Source organism: Chryseobacterium sp. PvR013 (genome assembly GCF_017833095.1).
In the GTDB taxonomy this organism is placed as follows: domain Bacteria; phylum Bacteroidota; class Bacteroidia; order Flavobacteriales; family Weeksellaceae; genus Chryseobacterium; species Chryseobacterium culicis_A.
Genome location: NZ_JAFIBT010000001.1, coordinates 2,505,901 through 2,519,034, shown reverse-complemented (window position 1 = coordinate 2,519,034; position 13,134 = coordinate 2,505,901). Strand labels below are relative to the sequence as shown.

The following is a 13,134-nucleotide window of genomic DNA, read 5'->3' as shown; positions in this document are numbered from 1 at the left end:
GAGTAAATAATTTTATAGATTATGAAATTAAGATTTTATTTGTCATCCATAATCGAACTTGGACTAATTATTCCAATAAATGTCTTAGGTATTTATAAGCAGAATAATATTCAATATCATTAGTTAAGTTTTTTTCCATATATTCTAATTCATTCAAAACTTCAATGTTATCAGGGCATTTAGATTTTAAAAGCGAACTGAAAAATTCGAAATCAAGGATATTTCTTTTTGTTGCTAATTTTCCCAATTCATAATGATATGAAATTTTTTTATTTATATTTTTATTTGGTATTAATTCATTGTTTATTGTTGGTAATGCAATTTCTGGAAAAAAGCTTTCTTTTTTACCTGTTAGTAAATCTATATTATCTTTAGTAAAGGATATATATTCCTTAAGATTTAAATAAAACTTATCAATAAAATAATTATACCTCGCATGTTCTTTTACCTTAGAATAAATAATTTTTAAAGAATCAATGTCATAAATAAATTCGGAGTCTAGAAATTTTTCAAAACAAGCTGAGATTATACTAAGTAGCGTTTCAAAGTTTTGTATGGTAATATTTTGTTCTAAAATTTCTATCTGACTTTTAAATTTTATTAAAATATTTTCTAATTTTTTTATTATTAAATCAAAATAATTATTTAAAAAAAGGATATGACGATTTTTGATATCCTCAATTTTGATACTAATTTTTTCAAAATTATAGTTGTTGTCTATATGGTATCTTAAATATTCAATATTCTCACTGTTTGAATTATAACTGAATAAAGTTGAAGAAATAAATTTTCCATTAACCTTTCTAATTGGATGCCCTACGAGTTCATTTCTTATATCTCTATTTAAAGAATATGTCAGATCATTTTTTAAATCACCTTTATTTTTATTACAGTTGAAAATATATAATAATTCTTCTATAAAATCTTGTTGTACATATATTGCTTGTAAAAAACTTATATAAAAGGCAAATTCACTTGAATTATTTTGAATTTTTGGTATTTCGAAAATCAAAGAAAATGTATCATGAAAGTATCCTAAAATATCTCCAAAATAATTTGTTTTAACTTCATCTGTGAATTTGATCTTATTATTGCAAAACTTGTATTCAAGTATAAAATCATTCCAAATATCTGCTATTTTATTTAACTTGTTTTCTGTATTATGATTTAATATAACCATGAAAGTAAATATAGTTATTTTTATAAAGATAAATATTAAGGAATCCTTGGGATTAATTAGCTATTCAACTTCATGATTTTCACCCTACCCCAAAATAAAATCCACCACAAATTTGCTCACCCAATTTTTTAAAAGTAATTTTGCACGAATCTAAAAACAAAAGTAAAATATGTCAACTTATGTAGTTGTAGGTCTTCAGTACGGAGATGAAGGCAAAGGAAAAATCACGGATGTTTTATCAGCAAAATCGGATTATGTAGTGCGTTTCCAGGGTGGAGACAACGCTGGTCACACGGTTTATGTGGGTGAAGAAAAATTCGTTTTGCACCTTCTTCCTTCAGGAGTTCTTCAATGCAAAGGGAAATGTATCATTGCGAACGGAGTAGTGGTAAACCCTAAATCTTTTATTAGAGAAGTTGGTCAGATCGAGAGCAAAGGCTTGAGAACAGATCATATCTTTATCAGCAGAAGAGCGCATGTAATCATGCCTTACCACATCCTTTTGGATACTTACCGTGAAGAGGAACACGGAGGAACACAAATCGGAACTACCAAAAAAGGAATCGGACCTTGTTATGAAGATAAAATTGCAAGAGTCGGGATCAGAATGGTAGACCTTTTAAATCCTGAAATTTTAAGAGATAAAATCGAGAAAAACTTAAAAGTTAAAAATTCTCTTTTTGAAAAATATTACGGAAAACCAACTTTAGACGTTGAAGAAATCTACAATGAATATTTAGAAATCGGAAAACAACTTCAGGACAGAATCGTTGATACTGAATTAGAGCTGAACGAAGCAATCAGAGACGGTAAAAACGTTTTATTCGAAGGAGCACAGGCATTAATGCTTGATATCGACTTCGGAACGTATCCATACGTAACTTCATCTTCTCCATCTACAGGAGGTGTTTGTTCAGGAGCTGGTGTTCCGCCAACTGCACTTCAGAACTTAATTGGTGTGGCAAAAGCATACTGTACAAGAGTAGGAAACGGACCTTTCCCTTCTGAATTGGATAACGAACTGGGTGAAAAAATCAGACAGATCGGTGGTGAATTCGGAGCGACTACAGGTAGACCAAGAAGAACAGGTTGGTTAGACCTTGTTTCTTTAAAGCATGCTTGTATGATCAATGGTATCAACAACCTTGTAATCACTAAGCTTGACGTTCTTACAGGAATTGAAAACCTGAAAGTGGTAACACACTACAAAACTGAAGACGGAAAAATCATCGATTATTTCACTTCTTCAACAGAAAAGCTATACAACTACGAGCCAATCTATCAGGATTTACCAGGTTGGAGCGAAGATATTACTAAAGCAAGAAGCTATGATGAACTTCCTGATACTGCTCAGAAATACATTGAGTTTATTGAGAAATATTTAGGAATCAATGTATACTTAGTTTCTGTAGGTCCTGAAAGAAGTCAGAACATCATCAGAAAAGAATTATTCTAATATTTTTAGACTTAAAATAACAAAGAGATCATCATAGGATGGTCTCTTTTTTTGTTTAAAGTTTACTTTACCGGTTTGTTAATCAATCCTTGTCAAGGTTTTAAACCTTGACAAGGATGTTAGGGAGCTGATCAATTAAGAGAGGATTCCAGTTTTGAATTTTTGTATACTTTTGTTTTAGTAGAAAAATATAAATAAGAAAAATAATGGAAGAGAATAAAATACCCCAGCGTTTTCTGAACAATATAGTGATCAGTTTATATCTTACAATGGCATATTCTGTTTTAATTATTGTTTATTTAGGATTACCATTCAATGTGAGTTCAGATTTTTTGCTGATCTTTTTTATTGTCTGCAGTTTGCTTTTTAGCATAGGAGCAATCTATTTTGCCGCTAAAAGCTATTCGAAAACAAAGATCAGCTCTATCATTTTGATTATTATTAATACGCTTGGATTACTGATACCGCTTGCTCTTCTTTTAATGCTTATATGATTTCTTTACTAGGCTATTAATCTGTTATTTCTGTTTTTCTGTTCTTATTTATTTTTATGAAAACTGTAGGGTTTATCTCTATAAATTTTCTATTTATAAATGTTAAAATTTAAACATTGTCATAAAACTTTCTAATATTGTGTTGTTTTGGTAAAATTTTGGCAAATGTTTTGATATTACAACAGTGCTTATCGATAAGAGCTAACAAAACTAATAATCACAATTTTTAACAGTTTAAATAGTAGTAGTGATGAAACAACATAACCAAAATCAGGAATTTCGTTTTAATGAAGTCCTGTTCGAGCACCGCAATAAAGACTATGGTGCCTATGCATTAAGAAACGAATCAGATAGAATATTAACTAAAGCACTTTTCATAGGAGCAAGTTTAATGGCAGCAGTATCCATTACACCATTTGTGATCTCTGCATTCAAACCTGTAGAAACTCCTACAGGAACCATTTATAATCTTCCGCATGTGATTGATATTCAGGATGTAGAAAGACCGAAAGATCCACCTGTACAAATTGTAAAACCCACTCCGCCAGCTCCTGCTGTAAAGACATATGATAACACATTGCCGGAACCTAAAGCAACAGTTACCAATGAAAAACAAGTAGAGGATAAAATAAACGCGGTAGCAAGTACACAGACATCAGAAGGTAAGGAAACTCCAAATACTGCCTATATTCCGATTGCTCCAAGAGTTATCGGAGGTGATGGGCCGCCTACAGTAAAGGCTGATCCTGTAGTTGAAAAAACAGACCCTTCAGTAATTGATAGAGATCCTAGCGTAGAAGCTAGCTTTGCAGGAGGAATAGACTCCTTCAGAAATAAAGTAATGAACAGCTTCGACGGCTCAGGAGTCGAATCAGAAGATGTTGTAAAAACGACAGTTACCTTTATTGTAGAAATGGACGGAACCATCTCAGGGGTAAAAGCTAACGGAACCAACGCCGATTTTAATAATGAGGCAATGAGAACAATTAAAATGATTTCCAATAAAGGAAAATGGATTCCCGCCAAAAACAAAAAAGGAGAATACGTAAGAAGTTATTTCAAATTTCCCATCTCCATGAAATTTGATAATTAATACGGAAAAGTAAATTTCAAATAGTTATCCACAAAGAATTTTTTTTGTGGATAATTTTTTTTATTGTTAAATTGCTTATTAACAATATTTTAACTCAATTTTGATTTTCCCCACTTACCGAGAGCAAAGAAAAAAGTGTATTTTTGAAACTTAAAGTTCTAATAATGGCAAAAATCATAGGTATTGCTAATCAAAAAGGAGGGGTGGGTAAAACTACCACCGCTGTAAATTTAGCAGCAGCATTAGGAGTATTGGAAAAAAGAATATTAATCATTGACGCTGACCCTCAGGCGAATGCAACTTCCGGCCTGGGTGTGGAAGATGTTCAGTATTCTACATATAATCTACTGGAGCACAGTGCAGATACAAGAGTTTGTATCAAAAGAACGGCAACTCCAAACCTTGATATTATTCCGTCACATATCGATCTGGTAGCTGCGGAAATCGAATTGGTAGACAAGGAAGACCGTGAATATATGCTGAAGAAAGCATTAGCTACAGTAAGAGATGATTATGACTATATTATCATCGATTGTGCACCGAGTTTAGGTCTTATTACAGTCAATGCGCTTACGGCAGCAGATTCTGTAATCATTCCGATTCAATGTGAATATTTTGCATTAGAAGGACTGGGGAAACTTTTGAATACTGTTAAAAATGTTCAGAAGATCCACAATAAAGATCTTGGAATTGAAGGTCTTCTTTTAACAATGTATGACAGCCGATTGAGATTATCCAATCAGGTTGTGGAAGAAGTGAATCTACACTTCCCGGAAATGGTTTTTGAAACCATTATCAGCAGAAATGTAAGATTGAGTGAAGCACCAAGTTTTGGAGAAAGTATCCTGAATTATGATGCAGAAAGTAAAGGAGCAATTCAGTATATTCAGTTAGCTGAAGAAGTTCTTTTAAAGAATGAAAACTTAATAAAGAATTAAATTAATAATAAATGGCCAATAGGTGAATGCTAGGCATCACTTATCAAACATCATTTATCAATTATATCTATGAAGGATAAAAAAAGAGCTATGGGACGCGGCTTGGGCGCCATTTTAAGTGCAGAATCCAAAGCAACGATCAACTCCGCTACTGATGAGGGAGCAGATAAGTTTGTGGGAAATATTGTAGAAGTTGCGCTTGAAGATATCTATCCGAACCCGACGCAGCCGAGAACTTATTTTGATGAAAAAGCATTAAACGAACTTGCACAGTCGATCAAAAATCTGGGTGTAATCCAGCCGATTACTTTGAGAAAAGACGGTGAAAGGTTTGAAATTATTTCCGGGGAAAGACGTTACAGAGCAACGAAAATTGCAGGGTTAACTACAATTCCTGCCTATATCCGTTTAGTCAATGATCAGGAGCTTCTTGAGATGGCTCTTGTTGAAAATATCCAGAGAGAAGATCTTGATGCTATCGAAATTGCTTTGACTTATCATAGGCTTTTAGAAGAGATCGGTCTTACTCAGGAAACACTGAGCCAGAGAGTAGGGAAGGACAGAAGTACCATCACCAATTCCATCAGATTATTAAGGCTGAACCCGGATATTCAGAATGCCATCAGAAGTGGTGAAATTTCTGCAGGACACGGAAGAGCTATTATCAGTCTTGAAAGTGAAGAAGATCAGCAGATTCTGTTTGATCTGATTATCAAAGAAAAATTAAACGTTCGTCAGGCAGAGCAGGCTGCTGCTGCATTGAAGAACCCAAAGTCTCCCGCTGCAAAAAAAGCAAAAGTGGAACTTTCCAATAACTATAAAAAAGCCCAGAAGACCATCGCTGATATCTTAGAGGTAAAAGTGGAAATCAAAGCTTCTGGAAATGGTAAAAAAGGTAAAATTGTTCTGGACTTCAAAAACGAAGAAGAGCTGGAATACATTTTATCCCATATTAAATAAATGAAGAAAATATTTTTCACATTTTTCTTGTGTATTGCTGCACTGGCCTTTTCACAAGTAAAACCTATTGATACCGTTCGGATGCAGACTCCTCCGAAAGAGGAATCACGTTTAGTGAAGCCGAGTAAGACGGAGGCAAAGATCATTGAAGATCTTGAAAAAGCAAATGGCCCCACGGTGAAAACGATAAAACTTAATCCTACCAGAGCAGGATTGTATTCTGCTGTTTTACCCGGATTAGGACAGTTTTATAACAAAAAGTACTGGAAAATTCCCATTGTATGGGGAGCGGTAGGAGCAGGAGTCGGTATTGCTGTATGGAATGATAACCAATACAAAAAGTATCGTGAATATTACGTAGCAAAACTGAATGGTACACCTAATGAATTTGTAGACAGTCATCCGTGGCTGGACAAAAAAGCTTTGGGAAATGCTCAGGACAGAGCCAAAAGACAAAGGGATTATGCCATCGCCATTACAGGGTTGATCTATATTCTGAATATTGTAGATGCTGTAGTTGATGCTCACCTTTACGAAAGCCGTCATGACCCGGATTTGGTTTTTAAACCATCAGTAATCCAGGATCAGTATGGATATAGTGCTCCAAAAACAGGATTCAGTTTAAGTTACAGATTTTAAAATATAACATACCTGCAGAAAGATCTGAAGATTGAATGCAGGAGTAAAAAAATAAAAAGATCATATGAAAATAGCATTAGTGGGTTATGGTAAAATGGGTAAGATCATTGATGAGATCGCACAGAAGAGAGGTCATGAAGTTGTTGCCCGCCTGAAGGAAACCCCAACTGCTGAGAATCTTAATAATCCGGATGTTGTGATTGAATTCTCATTACCGGAAGTAGCATTTGAAAACATCAAAGCTTGTCTTGAAAATAAAATTCCGGTGATTTGCGGAACTACAGGATGGCTGGATCAAAAAGATGAAATAGAAAAATTAGCTGTAGATAACGGTACAGCTTTCTTATATGGTTCCAACTTCAGTTTAGGAGTGAATTTATTTTTTGCCTTAAACGAAAAGCTTGCCGATCTGATGAAAAATGTAGATGAATACTCTTGTCAGTTAGAGGAAATTCACCATATCCATAAAAAAGATGCTCCAAGTGGAACGGCTATTTCTATTGCTGAAGGGATCATCCAAAACAACCCGAAATTTGATGCATGGAAACTGGAAGAAACAGAAGGTAAACAGCTTGGAATTTTCGCAGTACGTGAAGATGAAGTACCGGGAACTCACAGCGTGTATTACAGAAGCGAAGTAGACGAAATCGAAATCAAACATACTGCTTTCAACAGAAACGGTTTTGCATTGGGAGCTGTAGTAGCTGCTGAATGGATTAAAGATAAAAAAGGAAACTTCGCAATGAAAGATGTTTTGGGACTTTAATTTGTAACAAATTCTGTAAATTGCAGACCAATAAAACAGAAAATGATGAATAGTGAATTGTAAACAGCGGACTGCTTTTATCATTTATTACTCATCATTTTATCATTTATATCTTAAGAATAGGCACAAAAATTTATGAATTATTTTTTAACTTATACAGTATATGTCCTCATACTATCCGTATTGATGGGGATTTCATCTTGGAAACTGTTCAAGAAAATGGGCTATAGCCCTTTATTTGCTTTTATCCCTTTTTACAACTATTTCATCATTCTGAAAGAAACAAAACACCCGAAATGGTGGGCAATTCTTTCTTACCTTCCGATAGTAGGGCCCATTATGATGTCTGTTTTTCACCTTTATCTAGTGAAAAAATTCGGGAAAACACTTTTCAAAGATCAGATTCTTACCGTAATCCTTCCATTTATTTATATGGCAGTGATTAACTATTCTAAAGATGTAGAGTTAGAAGATGAAAATGCCAACGAGCTATTTCTTACAGATGAAGAGAAAAATGATAAAAAGAAAGATACATTCATTGGTTCAATTACCTTTGCAGTAGTTTTTGCAACCATCATCCACGTTTTTGTAACACAGCCATTCGGAATCCCTACAGGATCTATGGAAAGAACATTACTGGTAGGTGACTTCCTTTTTGTTAACAAATGGAGCTACGGATACAGACTTCCGATGCGTCCGGTAGCTATACCTTTCCTTCAGGGAACAATTATGGATACAGGACAGAAAGGCAATCCGAAAGATGATCCCAAATCTTATGTAGATGGAGTAAAACTTCCTTACACAAGAATTTTACAATTCAACAAACCACAGAAAAATGATGTTGTAGTTTTCAACTATCCTCAGGATTCCGTACATACTGCAATTGATAGAAAAGATCCTTACGTAAAAAGATGTGTGGCTGCTGCAGGTGACACTTTTGAAATGAGAGCCGGAAGACTTTTTGTAAATGGAAAACCGGAAACTGTTTTAGGTGATCAGGAAGTACAGCACAGATATATTGTCACTACAGATGCTCAATTAGATATCCCTACTTTATATAAAGCGTATGGATTTTTACCGGTTCAGGAGGTTCAACAAAATAGTGGAGGTTTCCTTTATGGGTTTCAGGGTTTAACGGATAAAACGGCTAAGGAAATTAAAGAACTTCCTCATGTTATTGATATGAAGGAAGAGGTTTCAACAAAAGGTGAAGCTGCAGTATATTACAGAGACGAAGCTAAAACTAAAATTGATACAACACAATCGATCTTCCCAATCAACAAACCTTGGAATCAGGATTGGTATGGCCCGGTTAGAATTCCTAAAAAAGGAGATGTTGTAGCCATTAATCAGGAAACACTTCCAATGTATCAGTGGATTATTTCTGAATATGAACACAACAGCTTAGAGAAAAAGAACGGAAAAGTTTTCATCAACGGAAAAGAAGCCAGCCAATATACTATTCAACAGGATTATTATATGATGGTAGGAGACAACAGGGATGCTTCACTAGATGCAAGATTCTTTGGTTTTGTTCCGGAAGAAAATATTGTTGGAAAGCCAATGTTCACATGGATGAGCCTTCAGGGTGCTTTTGCTGACAGCAGTTCTACGTATCAGGCGCCATTCAAAATCCGTTGGGAAAGAATGTTCAAAGCAACCAATACAGGAGAAGCCAATAAAACCTCTTACTGGTGGATTGCAGCGATGATTCTGATCCTGTTCTTCGGATGGGAGTATTTCATGAAATTATTCGGAAAGAAAAAAACTGAAGACGACTAACAGAAAAATTAAACTTAAAATAGAATGAAGTATTTGAAAAAATACTTCATTTTTGTATTATGAATATGAAGAACGTATTATTACCGGCATTTTATATGCCACCAATTTCATGGTTTTCAGTGTTTTTAAATCCTGAGAGTGAAATTGTACTGGAACAGTTTGAAAACTTTCCCAAACAGACTTATAGAAACAGAGCCAACATCTATGGAGCCAACGGGAAATTGTCATTAATAATCCCTATCAATCATAACGGAAAAAGAGAATACAAAGATGTTGAAATCTCTTACCGTGAAGACTGGAGAACGCTTCATTGGAAATCAATCAAAACAGCGTATCAGAGCTCTCCGTATTTCGAATATTATGAAGATAAATTCAGAAAAATATTTGACCTTAAAGAAAAGTTCCTTCTTGACTTTAACCTTAAAGGGATAGAAGTAATCCAACAGATACTGAAAACAGAAAAGGCACACTCTTTGAATGAAGAATATATCAAAAATCCTGAAAGTATCAATTTCAGAGAAAAGTTTTCGGCAAAGCTTCCTTCAGAATTTCAGATGGAAGACTATTACCAGACGTTTTCTGATAAATTAGGATTTTTGGAAGACCTTTCGGTTATTGACCTTATTTGTAATAAAGGTCCGGAATCACTGGTGTATATAAAAAATATAAAACAATTATAGCATACCATCGCTATTAAGGAAATATTTAGCATAGAACACATGAAGGTGGCGATTGGGATATGTCTTTAAAAAATTAAATATCAAAATATGAAAAAGGTATTATTAGCTGCAGTTTTTTTAGCAGGCTTTAATTTCTCTTTTGCACAGGAGTCTAAAGCTAAAAGTATTGATCCAAACGAAGATAAAGATCTGATGACATGGTATCATAAAGATTTTGCAACTTCAAAAGTATATGGAGTAAATACGGCAAATGCTTATAAATACTTAGAATCTAAAGGATTGAAGCCTAAAACTGTTGTGGTAGGAGTTCTGGATAGTGGAGTACAGGTAGATCATCCCGGATTGGTAAAGAACTTATGGTCAAACCCTAATGAAATTCCTGGAAACGGTAAAGATGATGATGGAAACGGATATATTGATGATGTACACGGATGGAACTTTATAGGAGGTAAAAACGGTGATATCGATATCGATAATATGGAGGTAACAAGAGTTGTTGCTAAATATAAGCCTGTTTTCGAAGGAGACGATTCCACAAAGAACAAAGCCAATCAGGCTAAAATGAAGGATGAGTTTGATATGTATATGAAGGCCAAAGATATGTTCAATAAAAAAAGTATCGAGGCAAAACAAAGCTTTCAGACCTATTCTATGCTAAACGAGCTGATTCCTAATATGGTAAAATTATTGGGAGGGAAGCCTGTGACTTCAGAAACAATTTCAGCTATTAAAGCCCCAACAGATCAGAGAGATGCTATTGCCCTGGATTTCTTGGGACAAATCTCTCAAAGTCCGGAATTTAAAGGGAAATCTGCAGAGGAATTTGAAAAGAAGATGAAGGAGGAGATGAAAGAAGCAATCGATCATTTTGCGCCTGCAGCAAAACAATATGACCTTTCCTATGATCCAAGAAAAGAAATTGTGGGTGATAACTATGATGACTATTCTGAAAAAATCTACGGAAATAATCACTATGAAGGAGCAGACGCAGAACACGGAACCCACGTAGCAGGAATCATTGCCGGATTGCCACAAGGAAAAGAAGTTCAGTACGGAGTAGCCTCGAAAGTTGCTAAAATCATGTCTGTAAGAACTGTTCCGAATGGAGATGAAAGAGACAAAGACGTTGCTAATGCTATCAGATATGCCGTTGATAACGGAGCAAAAGTTCTAAACATGAGCTTCGGAAAACCTGTTTCTCCAGGTAAGGATGTTGTTTGGGATGCTTTTAAATATGCTGAAGATAAAGGGGTGCTTTTAGTGAAAGCAGCTGGAAATGAAAATGAAGATGTAGCAGAACATTTGGCATATCCTACCAACTTTAAAAACGTTACTGATGAAAAGCCATTTGTAAGCAACGTTCTTGTGGTAGGGGCAAGTACTAATAAAAACAATGCCTTGAGAGCCGATTTTTCTAATTATAATAAGAAAATGGTAAATGTTTTTGCTCCGGGAGAGGAAATCTATTCTACCGTTCCTAAAAATCAATATAAATACCTTCAGGGTACTTCTATGGCTTCACCTGTAGTTGCCGGAGGAGCAGCTGTTTTATTAGCTTATATGCCAGATCTGAAGCCTTATCAGATCATTGAAGCGCTTGTAAAAAGCAGTAACCCAAGTACAGCAGATGGATTTGGAGACCAATCCCAGGCGGGTGGAGTGATCGACCTGAAAAAAGCTGCAGAATACGCTTATACCAATTTCTACAAAGGGAGTAAGCCGTCAAGTAATACCAAGCCTTCGAAATCCGTAAAAAAGGCTGTTAAAAAATAATTTATCTCCCTGTGTTTAAGGAGAAATCATAAAGAGTCCGAATTTTTTCGGACTTTTTATTTTTTATTTTAAATTTTGGCACGGTTTTTTGTAACTTTATAGTAACAAAATAATAAACAACAAAATGAAAAAGTTACTACTTGCAGGGATGTTGGGAACATCACTTTTTGCAGTTTCGTGTTCCTCTGTTAACAAAGCAGCTACATCTCAAAATCAAAGAGCAGATTTCCTGAAAATAAAAGGAGACTGGCAGATTGTGAGCATAGATTATGATAAAGGTTATAAAATTAAACCTTTTGACGAAGGCGCAGACGCACAGTGCTTCGTAGGAAGCCACTGGAGATTGATTCCTAATAACTGGACAGGAGCGTATACTTTAAACGGAGGTGGAGACTGCCCGGCAATTACACAGCCTATCAAATTTGAAGTAAAAGGCGGTAATACGTTTATGTTTAAAAAAATTGCTTCAGGTACAAAAGCAAAACAAAATACAGCGGGGTACAGCCTTACTCTGATCAATCAGACTACAGATCAGTTTTCGCTTGAGCAAGATGTTCCTTTTGAAGGAGGTAATGTAAAAGTAGTTTACAACTTCCAGAGAGCAGGAATGAAATAATTTATCAACATAAAAGATCAAAAAAAATGAAATTTACAAAAACATACGTAGGAGCTCTTTTCTTGTCATCAGCATTATTATTGACAAGTTGTGAAGCCGTTCAGAATTCAAATCACCAACAAAGAGGTACAGCCGTAGGTGTTGCTTCAGGAGCAGTACTGGGAGGTATCCTTGGTAATAATGTAGGTAAAGGAGGAAACGGTGCTATTGGTGCTGTATTAGGAGGTATTATCGGAGGTGTTGCTGGTAACGTTATCGGTAACAAAATGGATAAGCAGGCAAAAGATATTAAAGAAACTTTACCAGGTGCTCAGGTAGAAAGAGTAGGAGACGGTATTAAAGTAACAATGAATGAAAGTATTGTTAACTTCGCTTTTGACTCTTCAAACCTTACTTCGGTAGCCCAAACAAACCTTGATAAATTAGCTGAAGTATTGGCTAATAACCCAGATACAAATATCAATATCTATGGTTACACAGACAGCAAAGGTGCGGATGCTTATAATCTTAAACTTTCTCAGAGAAGAGCTGATGCTGTGAAAGCATATTTATCAGGAAAAGGAATTGCATCAAACAGAATGTTTACAAAAGGTGAAGGAGAAGCAATGCCTGTAGCAAGCAACGATACTGATGAAGGAAGAGCTAAAAACAGAAGAGTAGAGTTTGCTATTACTGCCAATGAAAAAATGATTAACGACGCCAAACAAGGCCAATAGTTAATTTAATATATAAATATTTTCGTAAAAGACCGCCCCGG

Annotated in this window: 12 protein-coding genes; 11 read left to right on the top strand and 1 reads right to left on the bottom strand. The window is 35.0% G+C overall.

Translation table 11 applies throughout. From position 1 onward, the window contains the following. Positions 1 to 67: 67 nt before the first annotated feature. Positions 68 to 1,180, bottom strand: coding sequence for a hypothetical protein (locus tag JOE44_RS11335; protein WP_209785669.1), 1,113 nt, complete (start codon positions 1,178 to 1,180; stop codon positions 68 to 70). Positions 1,181 to 1,349: 169 nt separating this feature from the next. On the opposite strand from JOE44_RS11335, the gene JOE44_RS11330 reads away from it, so the two are divergent. The 11 genes from JOE44_RS11330 (at position 1,350) to JOE44_RS11280 (ending at position 13,093) form a co-directional block, all read left to right on the top strand. Then, complete coding sequence (locus JOE44_RS11330; protein WP_209785668.1) at positions 1,350 to 2,636, top strand: adenylosuccinate synthase; 1,287 nt, start codon at positions 1,350 to 1,352, stop codon at positions 2,634 to 2,636. A gap of 744 nt (positions 2,637 to 3,380) precedes the next feature. Further along, complete coding sequence (locus tag JOE44_RS11325) at positions 3,381 to 4,223, top strand: energy transducer TonB (protein ID WP_209785667.1); 843 nt, start codon at positions 3,381 to 3,383, stop codon at positions 4,221 to 4,223. Between the two features lie 164 nt (positions 4,224 to 4,387). Next, a complete protein-coding gene (locus JOE44_RS11320; RefSeq protein ID WP_209785666.1) occupies positions 4,388 to 5,161 on the top strand; it encodes a ParA family protein in 774 nt (257 codons plus the stop codon). 69 nt (positions 5,162 to 5,230) lie between these two features. Further along, positions 5,231 to 6,121, top strand: a complete 891-nt coding sequence (locus JOE44_RS11315; protein ID WP_209785665.1) for a ParB/RepB/Spo0J family partition protein — start codon at positions 5,231 to 5,233, stop codon at positions 6,119 to 6,121. Then, the gene (locus JOE44_RS11310) at positions 6,122 to 6,760 is read left to right on the top strand and encodes a DUF5683 domain-containing protein (protein ID WP_209785664.1); all 639 of its coding nucleotides are present in this window, start codon (positions 6,122 to 6,124) and stop codon (positions 6,758 to 6,760) included. It begins immediately after the preceding gene. A 64-nt stretch (positions 6,761 to 6,824) separates the two neighbouring features. Beyond that, the gene (dapB, locus tag JOE44_RS11305) at positions 6,825 to 7,526 is read left to right on the top strand and encodes a 4-hydroxy-tetrahydrodipicolinate reductase (RefSeq protein ID WP_209785663.1); all 702 of its coding nucleotides are present in this window, start codon (positions 6,825 to 6,827) and stop codon (positions 7,524 to 7,526) included. A gap of 135 nt (positions 7,527 to 7,661) precedes the next feature. Further along, on the top strand, positions 7,662 to 9,308 hold the full coding sequence (lepB, locus tag JOE44_RS11300; protein WP_105683822.1) for a signal peptidase I: 1,647 nt from the start codon (positions 7,662 to 7,664) through the stop codon (positions 9,306 to 9,308). Between the two features lie 65 nt (positions 9,309 to 9,373). Further along, complete coding sequence (locus JOE44_RS11295) at positions 9,374 to 9,988, top strand: WbqC family protein (protein ID WP_209785662.1); 615 nt, start codon at positions 9,374 to 9,376, stop codon at positions 9,986 to 9,988. A gap of 87 nt (positions 9,989 to 10,075) precedes the next feature. After that, complete coding sequence (locus tag JOE44_RS11290) at positions 10,076 to 11,761, top strand: S8 family serine peptidase (RefSeq protein ID WP_209785661.1); 1,686 nt, start codon at positions 10,076 to 10,078, stop codon at positions 11,759 to 11,761. 124 nt (positions 11,762 to 11,885) lie between these two features. Further along, complete coding sequence (locus tag JOE44_RS11285; RefSeq protein WP_209785660.1) at positions 11,886 to 12,377, top strand: lipocalin family protein; 492 nt, start codon at positions 11,886 to 11,888, stop codon at positions 12,375 to 12,377. Positions 12,378 to 12,403: 26 nt separating this feature from the next. Further along, positions 12,404 to 13,093 carry an OmpA family protein gene (locus JOE44_RS11280; RefSeq protein WP_209785659.1) on the top strand — a complete coding sequence of 230 codons (690 nt, stop codon included), beginning with the start codon at positions 12,404 to 12,406 and terminating at the stop codon, positions 13,091 to 13,093. The last annotated feature ends 41 nt before the right edge of the window (positions 13,094 to 13,134 follow it).